Here is a 19,765-nt window from a genome sequence, read left to right on the forward strand (position 1 = left end):
AGCGAGCGGCGACATGTCGGCAAGCAGGCTCTCTTCCGGCCGGTTTGCCGTAGGAAAAGCCGAGACAGGACCATAGCTCAGTTGGTTAGAGCGCCACGTTGACATCGTGGAGGTCGGCGGTTCAAATCCGCCTGGTCCTACCAGCTTTCTCTATCGGCGGCTTGCTCGACATGGTTTCATTTCAGGACAGTTTCAGGACCATAGCTCAGTTGGTTAGAGCGCCACGTTGACATCGTGGAGGTCAGCGGTTCAAATCCGCTTGGTCCTACCAGCATTCTGAAACGCCCCGTGGCTCGTCGCCCCGGGGCGTTTTGCATTCCAATCATTCATCAACGCTAGGACAGGAAGTCGGGCAGGTCGGTACGTGCGATGAACACCCCGACCAGCGCCTCGATGCCCGCCTGGTCCGCCTCGTCGAAGCGTCCGCGCCGCGGACTGTCGAGATCCAGCACGCCCCACAATGCCCCTTGGCGCAAGATCGGTACCACCAGCTCCGAGTTCGATGCCGCATCGCAGACGATGTGGTCGGCGATGGCATGCACGTCGTCGATGCGCTGGGTTTGGCGGTTTCTTGCTGCCGCACCGCACACGCCTTTGTCGAACGGGATTGGGTTGCAGGCGGGCTTGCCCTGGAAGGGGCCAAGGGTGAGCAGCTCGGGCTGACGCTGCAGGTAGAAGCCGGCCCAGTTGAGTTCGGGAACCTGCTGCATGATGAGGGCGCAGGTCTGGGCGGTATTGGTCAACCAGTCGCGGCCGTCGAGCAGGGCTTCGAGCTGGCGGGTCAGTAGGGTGTAGTCGGGCATGTCCGGTGCCATGGAATTTCGAGTCCTCTCTAGTGCTCGGGTCGGAGTTTGAAGAATGGCCTGGTCGACACTAGCTTTCGGGTAGTAAGGACATCCGTAGGTCGATCAGGAGGATTGAGTATGCATGTGGTTGCCGATGTCAACGTGACGCCGATCGGGGCGGGAGCCTCGCTGTCGTCTCATATCGCCGCCTGCGAGGAGGTGATCGAGGAGGCTGGGCTCAAGTATCGCTTGCATGCCCACGGGACCAATATCGAGGGCTCCTGGGAGGAGGTGATGCGCGTGATCCAGCGCTGCCACGATGTGCTGCACGAGCGCGGTGCGCCGCGGGTGGACAGCGCGATCCGCATCGCCACGGCCACCGACAAGGATCAGAGTCTCGAGGGCCGGATCGATAAGGTCGAACGCAAGATCGGTTGATTCGAACCGTTCCGCCAAACGAACGGGCCGACGCATGGCGTCGGCCCATTGCCATTCATATGGCGAATGCCCGCATTACTGCCAGCCAGGCACCGCGCCACCGTCGAATAGTTCCAGCGCCTTGGCGGCGACTTCGTCGCTCTGGTAGGCCGAGACCAGTTGCTGGATTTCCTCGCGCTCCTCGTCGCCGGAGCGGACCGCGATCAGGTTGACGTAGGGCGACTCGGGGCCTTCCTTGATCAACGCATCGTCCAGGCTCAGGCCGGCGGGCTGGGCGAAGGTGTTGTTGATGAAGGCCAGGTCGACGTCAGGCAGCACGCGCGGCAGTTGGGCCGCCTCGATCTCGCGGAAGCGGAACTCGTTGGGGTTCTCGATCACGTTGACCGGGGTAGCTTCGAGGTTCTCGGGGTCGTCCAGCACGATCAGGCCGGCGTTGTGCATCAGGATCATCGCGCGACCGCCGTTAGTGGGGTCGTTGGGCAGGGCGATGATGGCGCGCTCGGGCAGCTCGTCGATGCTGTCGTGCTTTTCGGAGTAGGCGCCGATCGGATAGACGAAGGTATGGCCGGCCACGGCCAGGTCGTAGCCGCGATCTTCGATCATGCTGCGCAGGTAGGGCTCGTGCTGGAAGGCATTGGCATCGAGGCTGCCGTCGGCCAGGGCGGCATTGGGTGAGACGTAGTCGGTGAACTCGATGATCTCGACCTCCAGGTCGTAGCGGTCGCGGGCGATCCCGACCGCCACTTCCATTACCTCCGACTCGGGGCCGGACATGGTGCCGACCTTGATCGAGCGGGTCTCGGTGTCGCCGTTGTCGTTGCCGCAGCCAGCAATCAAGGTGGCACCGACCAGGGTGGCGGCGCCGAGCAGACGGGTCAGGGTTGCTTGCATTTGAGTCGTTCTCCTTGCGTGAGATGCAGTCACTTGCGATCCGACTTGCGTACCAGGTAATCCCCCAGGCTTTGGAAGCCCTGCACCATGACCACCAGGATGGCCACGGTGATCAGCATGATGGTGGGGTTGAAGCGGTTGTAGCCGTAGCGAATGCCCAGGTCGCCCAGGCCGCCGCCGCCCACGGCCCCGGCCATGGCCGAGTAGCTCACCAGGGTAACCACGGTGATGGTCAGGCCGGTGATAATGCCGCCGCGGGCCTCCGGCAGCAATACCTTGGTGATGATCTGGTGGGGTGTGGCGCCCATCGACTGGGCGGCCTCGACAAGACCCGGAGGAATCTCGTTGAGCGCACCCTCCACCAGGCGGGCGACGAACGGAATAGCGGCGATGGTCAGCGGTACGATAGCGGCATTGGTGCCGATCGAAGTGCCGACGACCATGCGCGTGAAGGGGATGATCGCCACCATCAGGATGATGAAAGGGATCGAGCGGCCGATGTTGGTCACCATGCCCAATACCTGGTTGAGCGCCGGGCGCGCCAGGATCTGGCGTGGGCGGGTGACGTAGAGCATCACGCCCAGCGGCACGCCGAACAGAGCCGAGACCACGCCCGACACGGCAACCATGTAGAGCGTGTCAAGGGTCGCCTGGAGGATCAGGTCAATCATCGCGCTGGACATGGCCGAGCACCTCCACGTGAAGATCATGGGTTTCGAGATAGTCGATGGCGCGACGGGTCTGTTCGGGTGAACCGAGCAGTTCGGCGATCATCAGTCCCAGGGTGCGCTCCTGGATCGACTCGACCTTGGCTTGGAGAATGCTTACGTCGACGCCGCACTCCCGCGCCAGGCGCGAAATGAGCGGCGTGGAGACCGCATCGCCGGAGAATGCCAGGCGAACCACCGGGTGGGTATGCTCGCCCGGCGCCTCTTCCAGGCGCTCGACCAGCGCCTTGGGCGGCTCCAGCTGCAGGAAGTCGTTGAGGAACTCGCGGCCGAGCCGGGTTCGCGGGGCGGTGAAGAAGTCGCCTACCTCGGCCTCCTCGACTAGCTCGCCATCGGAGATCAAGCTGACCCGATGGCAGATCGACTTGACCACCTCCATCTCGTGGGTAATCAGCAGGATGGTCAGGCCGAGCTTCTGGTTGATCTCGCGCAGCAGGGCGAGGATCGAACCGGTGGTCTGGGGGTCGAGCGCCGAGGTCGCTTCGTCGCAGAGCAGCACACGGGGCTCACTGGCCAGCGCTCGAGCAATGGCCACGCGCTGTTTCTGCCCGCCGGAGAGCTGGGCAGGGTGCTGGCGGGCCTTGTCGGCCAGTCCGGTCAGCTCGAGCAGCGGCAGCACACGCTCGCGGATCGCGCCACGCTTCATGCCCATCAACTCCAACGGCAGCGCGACATTGTCGAATACGTTGCGCGTGGTCAGCAGGTTGAAATGCTGGAAGATCATGCCGATGCGATGTCGGGCCTGGTTGAGTTCGGTGGCAGAGAGATCAGTCATCTCCTTGCCGTCGACCACGACGCTGCCGCTGGTGGGGCGCTCGAGCAGGTTGACGCAGCGGATCAGGGTCGACTTGCCGGCACCGGACAGGCCGATGACGCCATGAATGCTGCCCTGGGGCACGTGCAGATCGACGTTCCGGAGGGCCTCGATCGTTCTGGTTGGCATGTCGCGGCGACGCGCGGCGAACGGCAGCCGGCTTCCGGGCCTGCTGAGATGGTAGGTCTTGGAGACGTTGCGTAGCGTGATCATCTGGCTTCCTGGGGGCCGTCCCGGTGGCGCGGGCGCAGCAATAGCCAGAGCGGATGACCGGAACGAAAAAAAGGCCACCCTGACGGGTGGCCATCAACGCTGGACACACCCTTTTAGCTGCACTTCACACTGCTGGACAGGGAATTCGTGATTCCTTGCCGGCAGCGTGGGCGCCCGCAATCCGGGTACAAATCGGCGCCTGAAATGTGAGGCGGCATCTTAGGACCAACGGCGTGTCGTGTCAATCCATTTGGTGAATGCGCGGTACTCCTGGCGCTTCGCTTGGTAAATTTTGCTGGATACGTCCCGGTTGGGCATGCATTCGTTTCGTTGTCGGTACTGTCATGCGGACCGGTACCGATGGACGTAGGGTAGCTGAATTCTTAAACTGCCAACCCACTCTTTCCTTTTGCTCTTCACTCTCCTTGCCAGGAGCTGCCCAGGAGACGCCATGTTCACAGGCATCGTTCAGGGGACGGCAGAGATCGTCGCCATTCAGGAAGCCGAGGCATTCCGTACTCATGTCGTGAGCCTGCCGGAACCTCTGCGCGAGGGGCTGGAACTCGGCGCTTCGGTGGCGCACAACGGCGTCTGCTTGACCGTGACAGCCATGGTGGGGGAGCGCATCAGCTTCGATCTGATGCGCGAGACGCTACGCGTGACCAATCTTGGGGCGCTGCGCGAAGGCGACCGCGTCAATATCGAACGGGCTGCGCGCTTTGGCGATGAAATCGGCGGTCACGCCATGTCCGGGCACGTCATGGCGATGGCCGTGCTGGTCGAGCTGGACCAAGCGCCGAACAATCGCCGGCTATGGTTCGAAGTGCCGCATGCGCTGGGGCGCTTCCTGTTCGAAAAGGGGTACATCGGCGTCGATGGCATCAGCCTGACGATTGGTGCGGTGAGGCATGCTTCGGCCGATCATGGTCCGCGTTTTTGCGTCGATCTGATCCCCGAAACGCTGGAGCGCACCATTCTGGTCGATCGCGTGCCGGGCGACCGGGTCAATATCGAGATCGACCCGCAGACCCAGGCCATCGTCGAGACCGTGGAGCGGGTGCTCGCTTCGCGAGGTGCCTGAGTTCCAGCTTCAAATGACCGTTTCGTCAAGTCTGCGTTGGTAGCTGCACTGGCGCATGGCGTAGAGTTTGCTTATACAAAGCGAACCGTGCCATGGCGCTCAAGGCGGGCCTCGCATCGCAGGCGGTCCTTGGGTACCATGTGCGACTTTTCTCGCCCCCTGGTCGACGGCCAGCCCTAGTGCGCAGGAATGCCAAAATGAAGAACATGCTCGATAAACACTTCAAGCTGACGGAACACAATACCAGCGTGAAGACCGAGGCCATTGCGGGAGTCACCACCTTCCTGACCATGGCCTATATCATCTTCGTCAACCCCAGCATTCTCTCCGAAGCGGGCATGGACTACGGTGCGGTGTTCGTCGCGACCTGTCTGGCCGCCGCCGTCGGCTGCCTGATCATGGGGCTGTGGGCCAACTATCCTATCGCCCAGGCGCCGGGCATGGGGCTCAACGCCTTCTTCACCTATGGTGTCGTGCTCGGCATGGGCTACACCTGGGAGGCAGCGCTGGGGGCGGTGTTCCTGTCCGGCTTCTGCTTCTTCCTGCTCAGCGTCTTCAAGATACGCGAATGGATCATTCACTCCATTCCTCTCTCCCTGCGGCTGGGCATTGCCGCCGGTATCGGCCTGTTCCTGGCCATGATTGCGCTCAAGAACGCCGGTATCGTGGTGTCGAACCCGGCCACCTACGTGGCGCTAGGCGATCTCTCCGAACCCGCTGCCATCTATGCGTTGCTGGGCTTCTTCGCCATTACCGCCATGGCCTATCTGCGCATCACCGGTGCGGTGATGATCGGCATTCTCGGTGTGACCGTGCTGGCCATGATCCTGGGGCATAATCAATATGGCGGTCTGATGTCGATGCCGCCTTCCATCGCGCCGACCTTCATGGCGCTGGATCTCGCCGGAGCGCTCGACGTGGCCATGCTCAGCGTGATCTTCGCCTTCCTGTTCGTCGACCTGTTCGATACCTCGGGCACCCTGGTCGGCGTGGCCCACAAGGGTGGGCTGCTCGACAAGGACGGCAAGCTGCCGCGCTTGGGGCGTGCCATGATGGCCGACAGCGGTGCCTCCATGGCCGGTGCCGTGCTGGGTACCTCGACTACCACCAGCTATATCGAATCCACCGCCGGCATCGCCTCGGGCGGGCGCACCGGTCTCACCGCCGTGGTGGTGGCCGCGATGTTCCTGATCAGCCTGTTCTTCGCCCCGCTGGCCGGCTCGATTCCCGCCTACGCCACGGCTGGCGCGCTGCTCTACGTGGCGGTACTGATGGCCGGCAGCCTGGCGCATGCCAACTGGGACGATCCGACCGATGCCGCCCCCGTGCTGATCGCCGCGCTGGCAATGCCGTTGACGTTCTCGATCGCCGAAGGCATCGCGTTGGGCTTCATCAGCTACGCTGCTATCAAGACCCTCTCCGGCCGCTTCCGGGATCTCAACCCGGCCGTGGTCGTGCTGGCGATCCTGTTCGTGTTGAAGTTCCTGTTCCTAGACTGACATTTCCTCACCGAGACCTGCGATGAGCATTTACGGCGACTATATCAAGTCCGTGATACGAACCGTCCCCGACTGGCCGCGGCAGGGGGTCAACTTCCGCGACATCACGCCGCTGCTGCAGAACAGCTCGGCCTTTCGCAAGCTGATCGACAGCTTCGTGCACCGCTACCAGGAGATGGAGCTCGACGCCATCGCTGCCATCGATGCGCGCGGTTTCATCATTGGTGCGCCGGTGGCCTATGAGCTGGGCTGCAGCTTCGTGCCGGTGCGCAAGAAAGGCAAGTTGCCGTTTCGCACCATCAGTGAGACCTACACGCTGGAGTACGGCCAGGCCGAGGTGGAACTGCATTCCGATGCCTTCCGCCAGGGGGACCGCATCCTGATCATGGACGACCTGATCGCCACCGGCGGCACCATGCTGGCTGCCGCCAAGCTCATCACCCGCACCGGGGGCCAGGTAGTGGAGACCGCTACCATCATCGACCTGCCGGAGATCGGCGGGTCTGCCAGGATTCGTGAGGCCGGTTTCGGCGTCTTTGCAGTCTGCTCCTTCAATGAGGACGAGTGACACCATCATGAGCAACGCCCGCTACCACCAGCATTTCACCGTTTCCTGGGATCAACTGCATCGCGACGTGCGCGAACTCTGCCATCGCCTGGTCGAGCGCGACTTCAAGGGCATCGTGGCGATTACCCGAGGTGGATTGATTCCTGCGGCGCTGATCGCGCGCGAGCTCAACGTTCGTCTGATCGATACCGTTTGCATCAAGAGCTACGACTATATGGACCAGGGCGGGTTGGACGTCATGAAAGGCGTGGGTCATGACGGTGACGGCTGGCTGCTGGTGGATGATCTGGTCGACACCGGCAAGACGGCTCGCAAGGTGCGTGAAATGCTGCCCAAGGCGCATTTCGTTACCGTCTATGCCAAGCCGGAGGGGCGCCCGCTGGTGGACCAGTACCTGACCGAAGTGGCGCAGGATTGCTGGATTCAGTTCCCTTGGGACATGGGGGTGGCTTACGTTGAGCCGCTGGTCGACCAGGTCAAGCGCTAGCTGCCTGCAAGCATCACCAGCGCAATCGTCGAACCCTGGTTAAGGTCAACCGCACGTCATATCGAGTGATCGCCATGAGTTGTCCATTGCCTGAAAGCTGGCAGCGCTGGCTGGGAGATGAATTCTCCTTGCCCTACATGCAGTCGCTGCGTGACTTCCTGGCGGCGGAGAAGGCCGCCAGGAAGGTGATCTACCCACACTCCTCGAACTGGTTCCGAGCCTTCGAGCTCACGCCGCTGGAGCAGGTCAAGGTGGTGATCCTGGGGCAGGATCCTTACCACGGACCCCAGCAGGCGCATGGCTTGTGTTTCTCGGTTCGCCCTGGGGTCCCGGTGCCGCCATCGCTGGTCAACATCTACAAGGAGCTGGCCGTCGATGTCGGCTTCCAGCCGGTGGCGCACGGCAACCTCGAGCACTGGGCGCGACAGGGCGTGCTGCTGCTCAATACCTCGTTGACGGTGGAGCAGGGTAATGCCGGCTCGCACCGGGGCAGGGGCTGGGAGACCTTTACCGACCGTGCCATCGAGACGGTCAACGCTCATGCACCACCTTCCGTGTTCCTGTTATGGGGCAGCCATGCCCGGCAGAAGAAGGCGCTGATCGATACCTCACGACACCTGGTACTGGAATCGCCGCACCCTTCGCCGCTCTCCGCCCATCGGGGGTTCTTCGGCAATCGGCATTTCTCCCGGGCCAATGCCTTTCTCGAGGCGAATGGCCGTGAGCCGATCGACTGGCAGCTCCCTGCCATGCCCTGAGGTGGCGGAGGAGTTGCCTGGCATGCCTTAACCTGTTCGTCGGTTACGGGTAGAATGCGCGCGACTCGTCCACAAGACGCAGCTTGCCCCTTCCATCCCACGCCGAGAGGTCCGTCATGAGCGTCCATGCCATTCAACATCCGCTGGTCCAGCACAAGCTGGGTCTGATGCGCGAAGCCGGCATCAGCACCAAGAGCTTTCGTGAGCTGGCCGGTGAGCTGGCCAAGCTGCTCACCTACGAGGCGACCAAGGATCTGGAGCTGGAGCAGCAGAACATCGACGGCTGGAGCGGCAAGCCGATTCCGGTGAAGCTGCTCAAGGGCAAGAAAGTGACCATCGTGCCGATCCTGCGCGCCGGGCTGGGCATGCTGGATGGCGTGACTGACCTGATTCCTAGTGCCCGGATCAGCGTGGTGGGGCTCTATCGTGACGAGGAAACGCTCGAGCCCGTGCCGTACTTCGCCAAGTTCGCCAATGACCTGGACGAGCGCATGGCGATCGTGATCGATCCCATGTTGGCGACTGGCGGCACCATGGTGGCGACGCTCGACATGCTGCGCGAGCGCGGTTGTCAGCAGATGAAGGTGATCGTGCTGGTGGCGGCCCCCGAAGGGATCAAGCGGGTGCAGGACGCATATCCCGACATCGAGATATACACCGCTGCGGTGGACGATCACCTCGACGAGAACGGCTATATCGTGCCGGGCCTCGGCGATGCAGGAGACAAGATCTTCGGCACTAGGTGATTTAAGTTCATTGGCAAAACAACGCATGATGCTGCCCCTGAGATCGCGATCCAGGGGCGTTTTTCTGGGCAGGATGCCTTCATTCGAACCAACGATACAAAAGAAGGATAGCTTCCCATGAACGAACACGTGGCGACTGCGCAGGCGCCGGTCGAATCCTTGCCCAAGGTAATTCTGACCGGGGCGCAGATGCTTTTCGTCGCCTTCGGCGCGCTGGTTCTGGTGCCGCTGTTGACTGGTCTCGATCCCAGCGTAGCGCTGTTCACTGCCGGGGTCGGTACCTTGGTATTCCACGGCGTGACGCGCGTCACCGTGCCGGTCTTCCTGGCCTCGTCGTTCGCTTTCATCGCGCCGATCCAGGGCTCGGTGGCCAGTTTCGGCGTGCCGGCCACCATGGGTGGGTTGATGGCGGCGGGGCTGGTCTATGTGGCGATCTCCCAGGCGGTTCGTCTCAAGGGCACCGCCTGGTTGCATCGCCTGCTGCCGCCGGTGGTGGTGGGGCCTGTCATCATGGTGATCGGCCTGGCTTTGGCGCCGGTGGCGGTGAGCATGGCTACCGGTGAGACCAGCGATCATATCGACTATGGCCCCGCCATCCTGCTGTCGATGGCCAGCTTGCTGGTCACGCTGGTGTTGGCAGTGTTCGGGCGCGGCCTGTTGCGCCTGGTGCCCATCATGGGCGGTATCCTGGTGGGCTACGCCATGGCGCTGGTGATGGGGCTGATCGACTTCACGCCGGTCCGCGAGGCAGCCTGGCTGGCTCTGCCGTCGTTCACGGCACCGAGTTTCCACTGGGCGGCGATCCTGTTCATGATCCCGGTGGCCATCGCCCCTGCCGTCGAGCATATCGGCGACATGATCGCCATCGGCTCGGTCACGCGCAAGAACTACCTGGAGAAGCCCGGCCTGCACCGCACCCTGCTGGGCGATGGCTTGGCGACCTTCACGGCGGCGCTGTTCGGTGGTCCGCCCAACACTACCTACTCGGAGGTGACCGGGGCGGTGACCCTGACCCGCGCTTTCAACCCGAAGATCATGGTCGTTGCGGCCTGCTTCGCCATCGGCCTGGCCTTCGTTGCCAAGCTGGGTGCCTTGCTGCAGACCATCCCGGGGCCGGTGATGGGCGGTATCATGACGCTGCTGTTCGGCTCCATTGCGGTGGTCGGCATGAACACCCTGGTGCGTGCCGGTCATTCGCTGACCGCGCCGCGCAACCTCGTGGTGGCGTCGCTGATCCTGGTATTCGGTATCGGCGGCATGCAGTTCGGTGGCGGCCAGTTCACCCTGCAAGGGGTAAGCCTGGCCGCGTTGGTGGGCATCGTCCTCAACTGGGTGCTGCCCCGCGCCGATGAGGAGTGATTGAGCTTCGTTTGCAAAACCGGCGAGCGTAGAGGGTTTTCGGACCAAACTAGGCGTGATGCAACTCCCTGCCGCCCTCCGAAAAGGTCGGCGGGGAGTTGGCGCTGACGATCACGCACTCATCCTCGCCCACGTTGCGAAAGCGATGGGGCAGGCGCGAATCGAAGTAGTAGGCATCGCCCGCGCGCAGGATCCGGGCCTCGCCGGCCACCGTAAGCTCAATCTCCCCCGCAATCACCACGCCGCCTTCCTCGCCGTCGTGCTCGAGCATATCGGCGCCGGTGTCAGCCCCTGGCGGGTAGCGCTCATGAATGATCGACATGCTGCGGTCAGGGCGGCGTGCCGCCACCAACCGCCATGACAAATGACCGTCGCCGATCTCGGTGAGTTCATCGGCGGGGTAGAAGGCGCGCGGCGGGGAGGGTTCGTCCCCGGCAAAGAACGCGCTGATCGACACCGGCAGCGCATCGAGAATCTTCTTCAGCGAGCTGACGGAAGGGCTGACGCTGTTCTGCTCTATCAGTGAGATGGTGCTGTTGGTGACGCCGGCTCGCTTGGCCAGCTCGCGTTGGGATAACTTACGTGCCTTGCGCAACTCGCGCAGGCGGCCCCCCACATCAAATCCTTCCATTGTCAGGTCCAGGGTCCGTTCGATTTGTTTGACACATGATACCCTCGCTGTCGCTGTCGTGCATGAGATGATCCGGATCATGGCGCACGCACGATTGGCGCGCTCGTCATGGCACCGGCGTGTCGCCTAAGGCATCATGGGGGTATGACCGATCGAACAGAAATCCGCCCCTTGAACTCCTCGACCGATGTCACCGGCTTGATACTGGCTGGCGGGCAGGGCAGCCGCATGGGTGGACGCGACAAGGGGCTGGTGCGGCTCGATGGCATCGAACTGGTCGGCCACGTCCGAACGCGCCTGGAAGGGCGGGTGGCCGAAGTGCTGATCAGTGCCAACCGTCATCAGGAAAGTTACCGAAGGCTGGCCGACCGTGTGGTGGCTGACAGCGAGCAGGGCTTCCAGGGGCCGCTGATGGGCATTTGCAGTGGCCTTGGCGTTGCGACCACGCAGTGGGTGCTGGTCGTGCCCTGCGATACGCCGGCACTTCCACATGACTTGGTACCACGCATGGTGGCCGGTATCGGTGGGCACCGTATCGCTGTCGCCCATGACGGAGAGCGCTTGTATCCGGTGATCATGCTACTCGAGCGTCGACTGGCAAGCGATCTGCAGGCGGCGCTGGCAGCGGGGGAGCGAAAGGTCGGTCGCTGGCTCGAGCGCCACGACTGGACCTGCGTGGACTTCAGCGACTGCCCCGATGCCTTCAGCAATCTCAACACCGAAGAAGACAAGCGGCGTCTGGAAGCACGTTTGAAAAGGCCGGATTTGGAAAGGAAAGAGGAGGGATGATCCTGATGACATCCGCGGAGCATGCCCAGCTCGACTTCGACGATGCGTTACCGTTGCTCGGCATCGCGGCGTGGAGCGGAACCGGCAAGACCACCCTGTTGGAAGCGCTGTTGCCACGTCTTCGGCAGCGTGGGTTGCGTGTCGCCGTGATCAAGCATGCCCATCACGATTTCGATGTCGACCAGCCTGGCAAGGACAGCCATCGGCTGCGCCAGGCCGGTGCCGCACCGATGCTGGTTGCCTCCCGCGCCAGGTGGGCCATGATGATGGAAACACCCGAGTGCCAGGAGGCAGACTTGGCGCAATTGATCGAGGCGGTACGACCGCAACGGCCCGACCTGATCCTGGTCGAGGGTTTCAAGGCCTGGCCCTTGCCCAAGCTGGAGCTGTACCGCGAGGCGCTCAGCAAGACGCTGCGTGTGGTGGAAGATCCCTGGATCAAGGCGGTGGCGAGCCAGGCACCGATGAAGGTCCCAGCCGGCGTCGAGTGGTTGAACCTGGACGATGTCGATGCCATTGCCGAGTGGGTCGCTGCCTGGCCGGCGCGTTGGCCGGGCGAGCGGGTGCCGCGAGTGGCCCAGTCATGAACCTCTCATTTTCGAACCTTTAACCCGCTCAATCGATTCCGAGGCTGCTTCACATGAGTCTGACCCATCTCAACCAGCGCGGCGAGGCCCACATGGTCGACGTCGCCGACAAGGCGGAAAGCCGCCGTGAGGCCACCGCTTCCGGTCATGTCCAGATGAAGCCCGAGACGCTGGCTCTGCTCAGCGAAGGGGGGCTGCCCAAGGGCGACGTGCTGGCTACGGCGCGTATCGCCGGCATTCAGGCGGCCAAGCGCACCCACGAGCTGATTCCGCTGTGTCATGCGCTGCCCCTGTCGAAGGTTACGGTGGATTTCCGCCTGGACGAGCAGAATTCCCGCGTCGAGGTCTTTGCCACCTGTCGCCTCAATGGTCGTACCGGTGTCGAAATGGAGGCGTTGACGGCGGTTTCGGTGGCGTGCCTGACGCTCTACGACATGTGCAAGGCGGTAGACAAGGACATGGAAATCGGCGCCATTCATGTCGATACCAAGCGCGGGGGGAAGTCAGGAGATTATCAGCGTCAGGCCGATGCTTCCGCGACTCCCATCGTGACGGGTGAGGGGGCGGCGGGCCAGGTGTCGGTGGGGAGCCGTTGCGATATCGACTCTCCCTGCGTGCGGGTGAAATTCCTGGCCGAGTTGCGTGAGCGCCTGGGGATCAGCGAGCTCGTCTTGCCTTTGGACAGCCTGCCGAGTACCGACGTCGGTGGCTTGAAAAGCGCTCTTGTGAAGCGCGACGCTCGCTTCTCTCGTTTGACCGAGGGGCGCGTTCTGTGTGCCGTGAATCAAGTCATGGCGCTGGATCCCACGCCCATCACCAATGACGATGAGGTGGCTTTCTTCCCGCCGGTAACGGGAGGATGAACGACATGATTCGGGTACAAGAGGCCCCTTTCGACGCAGGGGCCGAGCAGCAGCGCCTTCTGACGGGGCGCTCGGATATCGGTGCGGTGATCAGCTTCACGGGGCTGGTACGCGACTTCAACGAGCGTCCCGACGTGAGTGCGCTGACTCTGGAGCACTACCCGGGCATGACCGAAGCTGCCCTGGGCGAGATCGTGGCGGAGGCCGAGTCACGCTGGCCGCTCCAGGGGGTGCGGGTCATTCATCGTGTTGGACGGCTTTCCCCGGGGGAGCCTATTGTATTGGTGGTGGTGGCTAGCGCTCACCGCCGCGCGGCCTTCGAGGCCTGCGACTTCATCATGGATTACCTGAAGACTCGTGCACCTTTCTGGAAAAAGGAGCACAGCATTACCGGGGACTACTGGGTTTCCGAGCGTGAATCGGATCACCGGGATGCCAGCCGCTGGGAGAGCGATGATGACAAGATTCCCTGAGCCCTTGCCATCGGAATTGATCGATGGCTTCGGCAGGCGGGTTCGCTACGTGCGGATCTCCGTTACGGATCGCTGCGACTTTCGCTGCGTTTACTGCATGAGCGAAGAAATGACCTTTCTGCCCCGTGCCCAGATTTTGACGCTGGAAGAGTTGGGCATGGTGGCGCGGGCATTCGTCGAGATGGGCGTGGAGAAGATCCGCTTGACCGGCGGTGAGCCTCTGGTGCGACGTGGTATCGATCAGCTCATCGAGCAGACCAGCGCGCTGCCCGGGTTGCGTGATCTGGCCATGACCACCAACGGCGCGGGCTTGGTAAAGCATGCCCGACGCCTGCGTGAAGCGGGCCTGAATCGGCTCAATATCAGCCTGGACACGCTCGATCCGCAGCGCTTTCGTCAACTCACCCGCACCGGAGATCTCGGGCGTGTACTCGATGGACTACGTGCGGCGCGAGAGGCCGGATTCGAACGCATCAAGCTCAATGCCGTGATCCTCAAGGGACGCAACGACGACGAGGTGTTGGATCTCGTTGAATTCGCCCGGGCGGAAGGCGTCGACTTGAGCTTCATCGAGGAGATGCCGCTGGGGGATGTGTCCGATCATTCGCGTGCCGAGACCTTCTGCTCCAGCGATGAAGTGAAAGCCATCATTGAGTATCGTCATGCATTGATTCCGACGACCGAGTCGACACTCGGACCATCACGCTATTTCCGCATGACCGATAGCGATAGTCGGATTGGCTTCATTTCTCCCCACAGCCATAACTTCTGTGCCAGCTGCAATCGCGTGCGTGTCACGGCGGAAGGGCGGCTACTGCTCTGCTTGGGCAATGAACACTCCGTCGATTTGCGCGGCGTGCTACGCCAGCACCCAGGCGACCTCGATGCCTTGAAACGGGCTATCGTCGCGGCGCTGCCGCTCAAGCCCGAACGCCATCATTTTACCACCGATGGCGATGTCCAGATCGTGCGATTCATGAACATGACGGGTGGCTGAGCCCTGACAAGCCGGCACTTTCACTTCCCACTTCGGTGATTTTCGGCTTTGCGTCGATGGGGGATTTTCTTGCCAATTCGGCAAATCGGCATATACTTTCGACGAGTGAGTCATAAGACTCTCTCGTCTTTTTCTTGCATGGAGGAGGCCAATGTCCAGCGAAACCCTGGAGCGTATCGCCCGTAACAAGAACGTGGCTCGTGCCGCGGCTCGCCAGTTGAGCATGGAGCAGCTGCACAAGCTCTCCGATGTGATCGGCGAGGTAATCGAGCAGAAAAATGAGGAAGAGAAGCTCCGCAAACAGGAAGAAGCGGACAAGGAAAGGAAGCTGGCTGAGATCCGCGAGGCCATGAACGATGCTGGTCTCTCCGTGGAAGATCTCGTAGGTGAACAGCCGCGTCGTCGGCGTGGTCGTCCGCCCAAGAATGCCAGCGGTTCGTGATCCGGCAGGGTACGAGTCGTCTGCTCGCGCAGCTCAGGCCGGAGGGGGCATGACGTATCCCCTCCGGCCTGCTGCATTCTGGCCCGCTGTATAGAGTGTGAAGTCTAAATGGATTCCGCTTGGCTAGCCGATGCAACGTGCTCGGCCAAATGGGGTCAGCGGAAGGCCGGGGATTCCACCGCGATCAGTTGGAGATGAACGTCCGGTAATTGACGCAGGCGCTGCCCCAGCCAAGAGGTGATCAGCGGCTGCAACGCGGTACGCAGCTCGGCCAGACTATCGGCCTCCAGCTCTTCCAAACGCTCATCGAGCCATTCGGTGAAGCTCTCTTCGTCCATCGCGCTGACTCGATGCGCATCCATCATGAGACGCCCGATTCGCGTCCAGCCCGTGTCCGTCGAGGCGACGGACACGGCCAAGTGCAGGATGCCGTGGCGTGACGAACCGTGCTCGGCAGTGAGGCCCGGTAGCGGCGTGACGGCATTCTGGCTGATGATGCAGGGACGCTGGGGATGACGCGACTCGAGGCTCAGGCCGTCGCCATCGAGTCGAATCAGGTCACCGTTGACCGGTGCCAGAGGCGCCTGGATGCCCATCGATTCCGCCAGCTCGCGATGTGCCTGTTGATGACGATGCTCGCCATGGACCGGCAGCAGGTGGCGTGGCTTGATCCAGCCATAGAAGGTGTGTAGCTCGTCCTGGGCGGGATGCCCCGAGGCATGCAGCTCGGGGTGGTTGAATTCGTCCCATACCGCCACGTCCAGGCGGGCCAGGGCGTGCTTCAGACGCTCGATCTGGCGTTCGTTGCCGGGGATCGCCTTGGCCGAGAAGATCACGGTGTCACTGGGCATCATCTCGAAACTGTGATGACGGCCATTGGCCAGGCGGCTGAGGGCGGCACGCGGCTCTCCCTGGCTGCCGGTGGCGATGACCAGGACCTCATTGGGCGGCAGGTAGCCCAGATCCTCGACCGGCACCAGCGGCGGCATGTCATCCAGGTAGCCGAGACCCCGGGCCACCGCCACCATGCGTTCCATGGCCCGCCCCATCAGGCTGACGCGGCGGCCGCATCGCTCGGCCGCCTGAGCCACGGCCAGCACCCTGGCCAGGTTACTGGCAAAGCAGCTCACCACGACGCGGCCCGAACACTGGCTGAGGCGATGCTCCAGTGCTCTGGCCACTTCACCTTCGCTGCGCGAGTGGCCGGGCATGGGCGCGTTGGTGGAGTCACCCACCACCAGGTCGATCGGGGCCAGGGCGCGGAACAGCGAGCCCTTCACCGGCGGACCGATCAGCGGCTCAGGATCCAGTTTCCAGTCGCCGGTATGCAGTACGCGGTAGTCGCCGGCGGCGATCAGCAGGGCGCAGCTCTCCGGTATCGAATGAGTCAGTGGCAGGTAGCGCAGGGTGAAGGGGCCGTTCTCCAGCGCCTCGCCCGGCTCGATCACCTGGATGGCATCGACGGCCAGGCCGCGCTCGATGAACTTTGCCCGCAGCAGGCCGGCCGCCAGGGGCGTGGCGTACACCGGACATTGCCATCGGGGCCATAGCCAGGCGGCAGCGCCGATGTGGTCCTCGTGACCATGGGTGATGATGAGTGCCCCAGGACGGATACCGAGCGCTTCGGGAGTTTCCAGGCTGGGCACTTGAAGCGGTGTGTCCGGCAGGTCCTGGCGAATCATCATGCCGCAATCGACGGCGATCCATGCGTTCTCAAGCCCATAGAGTCCCAGGTTCATGCCGATTTCTCCGCACCCCCCCAAGGGCAGGAAGTACAGCGGGGAGCGGCGGCGGGGACGGATAGTGGCGTGAGTCGAATGCATCGGCAAATCTGGACCAGACAATGGAAACTTCACTATACGGGAACGTCGCAATTCTCCACAAATGCGATGTCGGCAGTGCTTCCTCCGAGTGAGACGTGTTCCGGGTATGCCGAGTTCGCTACAATGCGCGCTTCCTGCATCCCGTTCAGTACCAGGTTGGGCTCATGTCTCACTACTATCGACTCGTCGTTTCCTGTCCCGATCGCCGCGGTATCGTGGCCCGCGTGTCCGGCTTCATTGCTGGCCATGGCGGTTCCATCACCGAGGCCAGCCAACATTCCGACCTGGAGGCGGGGCGCTTCTTCATGCGCTACGAGATCCTGGCCGACTCCATCGGCATGACGGCCGCCGAGCTGGAAGAAGCCTTCGAGCCCGTAGCGCGGGAATTCGACATGGACTGGGCGCTGCGCGATACGCGCCGCCGGCCGCGGGTGGTGGTCATGGTTTCGCGTGAATCCCATTGCCTGGTCGACTTGCTGTACCGCTGGACGGCCGGTGAGCTGGAAGGCGATATCGTCGGTGTGATCTCGAACCATGACGACATGCGCAGCATGGTCGAGTGGCATGGCCTGCCGTACTACCACGTGGCGGTTCCCGCCGAGGACAAGAGTGTCGCCTTTGGTGAGGTGGAGCGCCTGGTCGAGGAAATGGAGGCCGATACCGTGGTGCTGGCCCGCTACATGCAGATCCTGCCGCCGCGGCTGTGTGAGCGCTATGCCGGGCGGGTCATCAATATCCACCACAGCTTCCTGCCGTCGTTTGCCGGGGCGCGGCCCTATCACCAGGCGTATTCGCGGGGTGTCAAGCTGATCGGCGCTACCTGTCACTACGTGACCGAGGAACTGGATGCCGGTCCGATCATCGAACAGGACATACACCGCGTGAGCCACTGCCATACCCCGCAGGATCTGGTGCGCTTCGGCCGTGACGTGGAGAAGGCGGTGCTGGCACGCGGCTTGCGCTGGCATCTCGAGGACCGGGTGTTGATTCACGGCAATAAGACCGTCGTTTTCGCCTGAGCCCGGTTCGCAGGAGCGTGGCATGACCTTTTCCCAGCCGATCCTCGCGTCGTGGTTGCTGATCGCCTGCGGCGTAATCTCCCTGCTCGTGCTGCTTCTGGCGCTGGCACAGCGCCCCTGGCGGGAGCTGCTGGCCGACCGCGGCCTGCAGCACCGCTGGCTGGCCGCCAGCGTTGCGGTCGTGTTGTTGTGGCAACTACGGGCGCAGTCGGTGGATTGGCTGACGCTCCACCTGATGCTCACGGCCCTGCTGACGCTGCTCTTCAAGGCCCCGTTGGCGCTTGTGACCAACCTGCTGGCCAATCTCTCATTGGTGGTGCTGGGCAAGGCGGGCTGGCCCCTGTTGGGGGTCAACATGCTGATCACCGGGGTGATACCGGTGGCGATCGTGGTCTCGGTGTGGCGCATCGTCGACCGCTACTTACCGGACAACCTGATGCTATTCCTGTTCGTGTGCGGTTTCTTCGGCGCTGCCCTGGCTGCGCTGGGTACGGGGCTGGCAGGGCTCGGGCTGGTCATGCTCGCCGCCAGTGACCCCGGGGCGGTCTACCTGGCACAGGAATATGCGCTCTTCCTGCCGCTGTTGATGCCCTCGGAGGCCTTTCTCACCGGCATGCTGCTCAGCGTGCTGATGGTCTATCACCCCGACTGGGTCGCGACCTTCAACGACCACCGCTATATCGATACCAAGTGAGTCTTCAAAAAGGCAGGCGGAGCTGACGCCGTGCATCGTCCGTCACCAGCCGTACTCCCACGCCGAGCAGCCGTACCGGGCGTGTGCGACGTGCCCAGGCTTGCTCCAACAGGGCAGTGAAATTCTCCAGGGTAGGGGAGCCGCCTCGCGAGTCGAGGGTGGTCAGGGAAAAGTCGTCGAAGCGTACCTTGACGAAGGTGCCGGCGATGGGCGGATGCCCGTGCCGTGCCAGCCTGGCGTCGAGGCGTTCGCACAACGGCGCCAGCTCGGCGTAGCAGAGCGAGAGTTCGGGCAGGTCGCTGGCGAAGGTGGTTTCCGCGCTCACCGACTTTCGCTCGCGCTCGGTGCGCACCGGTCTATCGTCGATTCCCCTGGCAAGCTCGAACAGGCGTCGGCCGAACTTGCCGAACTCCTGCAGCAATCGGTCAAGCGGTATCCGCTGCAGATCGTTGCAGGTGTCGATATCGAGGGCCTGCAATCGCTTGGCCGTGGCCGGGCCAACGCCGTGCAGCTTGGTGACCGGGAGTTGGCGCACGAAGCCATTTACCTGGGAGGGAGAGATGACGGTAAGGCCGTCGGGCTTCTCCCAGTCGCTGGCGATCTTGGCCAGGAACTTCGACGGAGCGGCGCCTACCGACACCGTGATGCCGACGCGCTTCAGGCACTCCTCCTTCAGCCAGCGTGCCATCCAGGTGGCGCTGCCCGAGAAGCGCGTCACGTCGGTGACGTCGAGAAAGGCCTCGTCCAGCGACAGCGGCTCCACCAGCGGGGTGAGTTCGTGGAAGATCGCCGATATCTGGCGTGACGCTTCGCGGTAACGGTCGAAATCCCCGCGCAACAGGGTCAGGTGGGGGCACAGCCGCAGTGCCCGCGCCGTCGGCATGGCGGAATGAATGCCGTAGGCACGGGCAGGGTAGTTGCAGGTCGCGATGACGCCCCGGCCCTCCGCACTGCCACCGATCGCCAGCGGCACCTCGCGCAGCGCAGGGTTGTCACGCATCTCCACCGCGGCGTAGAAACAGTCGCAGTCGGCATGCAGAATCTTGCGGCTCATGGTGAATTATTAGCCTGGCGGGGCCA

At 62.9% G+C, this 19,765-nt stretch carries 23 protein-coding genes and 2 tRNA genes; 18 read left to right on the forward strand and 7 right to left on the reverse strand.

The window, feature by feature from the left end; all coding sequences use genetic code 11:
- The first annotated feature begins 66 nt into the window (after positions 1-66).
- Positions 67-143: transfer RNA gene (locus HOP51_RS14000), tRNA-Val, on the forward strand.
- 51 nt (positions 144-194) lie between these two features.
- Positions 195-271 (forward strand) — tRNA-Val (locus HOP51_RS14005).
- Between the two features lie 64 nt (positions 272-335).
- Here HOP51_RS14005 and HOP51_RS14010 read toward each other — a convergent pair.
- Entirely contained in the window at positions 336-815 is a 480-nt protein-coding gene (locus HOP51_RS14010) for a GAF domain-containing protein (RefSeq protein WP_407061806.1), read from the reverse strand.
- A gap of 108 nt (positions 816-923) precedes the next feature.
- Here HOP51_RS14010 and HOP51_RS14015 point away from each other — a divergent pair, with 108 nt between their 5' ends.
- Positions 924-1,223 carry an MTH1187 family thiamine-binding protein gene (locus HOP51_RS14015; RefSeq protein ID WP_234274519.1) on the forward strand — a complete coding sequence of 100 codons (300 nt, stop codon included), beginning with the start codon at positions 924-926 and terminating at the stop codon, positions 1,221-1,223.
- Between the two features lie 75 nt (positions 1,224-1,298).
- Here the strand turns inward: HOP51_RS14015 and HOP51_RS14020 are convergent, their stop codons facing one another.
- The 3 genes from HOP51_RS14020 to HOP51_RS14030 are packed head-to-tail and all read right to left on the reverse strand — an operon-like array spanning position 1,299 to position 3,785.
- Positions 1,299-2,114, reverse strand: a complete 816-nt coding sequence (locus tag HOP51_RS14020; RefSeq protein ID WP_234274520.1) for a MetQ/NlpA family ABC transporter substrate-binding protein — start codon at positions 2,112-2,114, stop codon at positions 1,299-1,301.
- A gap of 29 nt (positions 2,115-2,143) precedes the next feature.
- Entirely contained in the window at positions 2,144-2,797 is a 654-nt protein-coding gene (locus HOP51_RS14025; protein WP_234274521.1) for a methionine ABC transporter permease, read from the reverse strand.
- Positions 2,778-3,785 carry a methionine ABC transporter ATP-binding protein gene (locus HOP51_RS14030; protein WP_407061811.1) on the reverse strand — a complete coding sequence of 336 codons (1,008 nt, stop codon included), beginning with the start codon at positions 3,783-3,785 and terminating at the stop codon, positions 2,778-2,780. The genes HOP51_RS14025 and HOP51_RS14030 overlap by 20 nt, the downstream gene beginning before the upstream one ends.
- Positions 3,786-4,320: 535 nt before the next feature.
- Between HOP51_RS14030 and HOP51_RS14035 the strand changes: the two genes are divergently transcribed.
- From HOP51_RS14035 to HOP51_RS14065, 7 genes are all read left to right on the forward strand, one after another.
- The gene (locus HOP51_RS14035) at positions 4,321-4,950 is read left to right on the forward strand and encodes a riboflavin synthase subunit alpha (RefSeq protein WP_234274523.1); all 630 of its coding nucleotides are present in this window, start codon (positions 4,321-4,323) and stop codon (positions 4,948-4,950) included.
- 206 nt (positions 4,951-5,156) lie between these two features.
- On the forward strand, positions 5,157-6,449 hold the full coding sequence (locus HOP51_RS14040) for an NCS2 family permease (protein ID WP_276574357.1): 1,293 nt from the start codon (positions 5,157-5,159) through the stop codon (positions 6,447-6,449).
- A 22-nt stretch (positions 6,450-6,471) separates the two neighbouring features.
- Positions 6,472-7,017: an adenine phosphoribosyltransferase gene (locus HOP51_RS14045; RefSeq protein WP_234274525.1), complete on the forward strand. Its 546-nt coding sequence runs from the start codon at positions 6,472-6,474 to the stop codon at positions 7,015-7,017.
- 7 nt (positions 7,018-7,024) lie between these two features.
- Positions 7,025-7,504, forward strand: coding sequence for a xanthine phosphoribosyltransferase (gpt, locus tag HOP51_RS14050; protein ID WP_234274526.1), 480 nt, complete (start codon positions 7,025-7,027; stop codon positions 7,502-7,504).
- A 74-nt stretch (positions 7,505-7,578) separates the two neighbouring features.
- On the forward strand, positions 7,579-8,262 hold the full coding sequence (ung, locus tag HOP51_RS14055) for a uracil-DNA glycosylase (RefSeq protein ID WP_234274527.1): 684 nt from the start codon (positions 7,579-7,581) through the stop codon (positions 8,260-8,262).
- A gap of 116 nt (positions 8,263-8,378) precedes the next feature.
- A complete protein-coding gene (upp, locus tag HOP51_RS14060) occupies positions 8,379-9,008 on the forward strand; it encodes a uracil phosphoribosyltransferase (RefSeq protein WP_234274528.1) in 630 nt (209 codons plus the stop codon).
- A 117-nt stretch (positions 9,009-9,125) separates the two neighbouring features.
- On the forward strand, positions 9,126-10,367 hold the full coding sequence (locus HOP51_RS14065; RefSeq protein WP_234274529.1) for a uracil-xanthine permease family protein: 1,242 nt from the start codon (positions 9,126-9,128) through the stop codon (positions 10,365-10,367).
- Positions 10,368-10,416: 49 nt separating this feature from the next.
- Here the strand turns inward: HOP51_RS14065 and HOP51_RS14070 are convergent, their stop codons facing one another.
- Positions 10,417-10,998 carry a cupin domain-containing protein gene (locus tag HOP51_RS14070; protein WP_234274530.1) on the reverse strand — a complete coding sequence of 194 codons (582 nt, stop codon included), beginning with the start codon at positions 10,996-10,998 and terminating at the stop codon, positions 10,417-10,419.
- Between the two features lie 144 nt (positions 10,999-11,142).
- Here HOP51_RS14070 and mobA point away from each other — a divergent pair, with 144 nt between their 5' ends.
- The 6 genes from mobA to HOP51_RS14100 all read left to right on the forward strand — a co-directional run bounded on the left by mobA (position 11,143) and on the right by HOP51_RS14100 (position 15,149).
- Positions 11,143-11,787, forward strand: a complete 645-nt coding sequence (mobA, locus tag HOP51_RS14075; RefSeq protein ID WP_234274531.1) for a molybdenum cofactor guanylyltransferase MobA — start codon at positions 11,143-11,145, stop codon at positions 11,785-11,787.
- A 5-nt stretch (positions 11,788-11,792) separates the two neighbouring features.
- Positions 11,793-12,374: a molybdopterin-guanine dinucleotide biosynthesis protein B gene (gene mobB / locus HOP51_RS14080; RefSeq protein ID WP_234274603.1), complete on the forward strand. Its 582-nt coding sequence runs from the start codon at positions 11,793-11,795 to the stop codon at positions 12,372-12,374.
- Positions 12,375-12,427: 53 nt separating this feature from the next.
- Complete coding sequence (gene moaC / locus HOP51_RS14085; protein WP_234274532.1) at positions 12,428-13,237, forward strand: cyclic pyranopterin monophosphate synthase MoaC; 810 nt, start codon at positions 12,428-12,430, stop codon at positions 13,235-13,237.
- A gap of 5 nt (positions 13,238-13,242) precedes the next feature.
- The gene (gene moaE, locus HOP51_RS14090) at positions 13,243-13,710 is read left to right on the forward strand and encodes a molybdopterin synthase catalytic subunit MoaE (RefSeq protein WP_234274533.1); all 468 of its coding nucleotides are present in this window, start codon (positions 13,243-13,245) and stop codon (positions 13,708-13,710) included.
- A gap of 4 nt (positions 13,711-13,714) precedes the next feature.
- Positions 13,715-14,707 (forward strand): GTP 3',8-cyclase MoaA, encoded by a 993-nt coding sequence (gene moaA, locus HOP51_RS14095; RefSeq protein ID WP_234274604.1) that lies wholly within the window; start codon positions 13,715-13,717, stop codon positions 14,705-14,707.
- A gap of 151 nt (positions 14,708-14,858) precedes the next feature.
- Positions 14,859-15,149 carry an H-NS family histone-like protein gene (locus HOP51_RS14100; protein WP_086509616.1) on the forward strand — a complete coding sequence of 97 codons (291 nt, stop codon included), beginning with the start codon at positions 14,859-14,861 and terminating at the stop codon, positions 15,147-15,149.
- A 155-nt stretch (positions 15,150-15,304) separates the two neighbouring features.
- On the opposite strand, the gene HOP51_RS14105 is transcribed toward HOP51_RS14100, so the two are convergent.
- Positions 15,305-16,888, reverse strand: coding sequence for a ribonuclease J (locus tag HOP51_RS14105; RefSeq protein ID WP_234274534.1), 1,584 nt, complete (start codon positions 16,886-16,888; stop codon positions 15,305-15,307).
- A gap of 248 nt (positions 16,889-17,136) precedes the next feature.
- Here HOP51_RS14105 and purU point away from each other — a divergent pair, with 248 nt between their 5' ends.
- Positions 17,137-17,991 (forward strand): formyltetrahydrofolate deformylase, encoded by an 855-nt coding sequence (gene purU / locus HOP51_RS14110; RefSeq protein ID WP_234274535.1) that lies wholly within the window; start codon positions 17,137-17,139, stop codon positions 17,989-17,991.
- Between the two features lie 22 nt (positions 17,992-18,013).
- On the forward strand, positions 18,014-18,685 hold the full coding sequence (locus HOP51_RS14115) for an energy-coupling factor ABC transporter permease (RefSeq protein WP_234274536.1): 672 nt from the start codon (positions 18,014-18,016) through the stop codon (positions 18,683-18,685).
- Between the two features lie 4 nt (positions 18,686-18,689).
- Here the strand turns inward: HOP51_RS14115 and dinB are convergent, their stop codons facing one another.
- Positions 18,690-19,739, reverse strand: coding sequence for a DNA polymerase IV (gene dinB, locus HOP51_RS14120; protein ID WP_234274537.1), 1,050 nt, complete (start codon positions 19,737-19,739; stop codon positions 18,690-18,692).
- Positions 19,740-19,765 lie beyond the last annotated feature (26 nt).

It is taken from the genome of Billgrantia zhangzhouensis, assembly GCF_021404465.1.
In the GTDB taxonomy this organism is placed as follows: Bacteria; Pseudomonadota; Gammaproteobacteria; order Pseudomonadales; family Halomonadaceae; genus Halomonas; species Halomonas zhangzhouensis.

Bases quoted from the DNA above. Each gene is read 5' to 3' on its own strand.
- HOP51_RS14010 (WP_407061806.1), bottom strand. From the start codon at position 815: ATGGCACCGGACATGCCCGACTACACCCTACTGACCCGCCAGCTCGAA.
- ung (WP_234274527.1), top strand. From the start codon at position 7,579: ATGAGTTGTCCATTGCCTGAAAGCTGGCAGCGCTGGCTGGGAGATGAA.
- HOP51_RS14105 (WP_234274534.1), bottom strand. From the start codon at position 16,888: ATGAACCTGGGACTCTATGGGCTTGAGAACGCATGGATCGCCGTCGAT.
- HOP51_RS14015 (WP_234274519.1), top strand. From the start codon at position 924: ATGCATGTGGTTGCCGATGTCAACGTGACGCCGATCGGGGCGGGAGCC.
- upp (WP_234274528.1), top strand. From the start codon at position 8,379: ATGAGCGTCCATGCCATTCAACATCCGCTGGTCCAGCACAAGCTGGGT.
- gpt (WP_234274526.1), top strand. From the start codon at position 7,025: ATGAGCAACGCCCGCTACCACCAGCATTTCACCGTTTCCTGGGATCAA.
- HOP51_RS14070 (WP_234274530.1), bottom strand. From the start codon at position 10,998: ATGGAAGGATTTGATGTGGGGGGCCGCCTGCGCGAGTTGCGCAAGGCA.
- moaC (WP_234274532.1), top strand. From the start codon at position 12,428: ATGAGTCTGACCCATCTCAACCAGCGCGGCGAGGCCCACATGGTCGAC.
- mobB (WP_234274603.1), top strand. From the start codon at position 11,793: ATGACATCCGCGGAGCATGCCCAGCTCGACTTCGACGATGCGTTACCG.
- dinB (WP_234274537.1), bottom strand. From the start codon at position 19,739: ATGAGCCGCAAGATTCTGCATGCCGACTGCGACTGTTTCTACGCCGCG.
- moaE (WP_234274533.1), top strand. From the start codon at position 13,243: ATGATTCGGGTACAAGAGGCCCCTTTCGACGCAGGGGCCGAGCAGCAG.
- HOP51_RS14065 (WP_234274529.1), top strand. From the start codon at position 9,126: ATGAACGAACACGTGGCGACTGCGCAGGCGCCGGTCGAATCCTTGCCC.
- HOP51_RS14035 (WP_234274523.1), top strand. From the start codon at position 4,321: ATGTTCACAGGCATCGTTCAGGGGACGGCAGAGATCGTCGCCATTCAG.
- HOP51_RS14025 (WP_234274521.1), bottom strand. From the start codon at position 2,797: ATGTCCAGCGCGATGATTGACCTGATCCTCCAGGCGACCCTTGACACG.
- HOP51_RS14045 (WP_234274525.1), top strand. From the start codon at position 6,472: ATGAGCATTTACGGCGACTATATCAAGTCCGTGATACGAACCGTCCCC.
- HOP51_RS14040 (WP_276574357.1), top strand. From the start codon at position 5,157: ATGCTCGATAAACACTTCAAGCTGACGGAACACAATACCAGCGTGAAG.
- HOP51_RS14030 (WP_407061811.1), bottom strand. From the start codon at position 3,785: ATGCCAACCAGAACGATCGAGGCCCTCCGGAACGTCGATCTGCACGTG.
- HOP51_RS14020 (WP_234274520.1), bottom strand. From the start codon at position 2,114: ATGCAAGCAACCCTGACCCGTCTGCTCGGCGCCGCCACCCTGGTCGGT.
- HOP51_RS14100 (WP_086509616.1), top strand. From the start codon at position 14,859: ATGTCCAGCGAAACCCTGGAGCGTATCGCCCGTAACAAGAACGTGGCT.
- mobA (WP_234274531.1), top strand. From the start codon at position 11,143: ATGACCGATCGAACAGAAATCCGCCCCTTGAACTCCTCGACCGATGTC.
- HOP51_RS14115 (WP_234274536.1), top strand. From the start codon at position 18,014: ATGACCTTTTCCCAGCCGATCCTCGCGTCGTGGTTGCTGATCGCCTGC.
- purU (WP_234274535.1), top strand. From the start codon at position 17,137: ATGTCTCACTACTATCGACTCGTCGTTTCCTGTCCCGATCGCCGCGGT.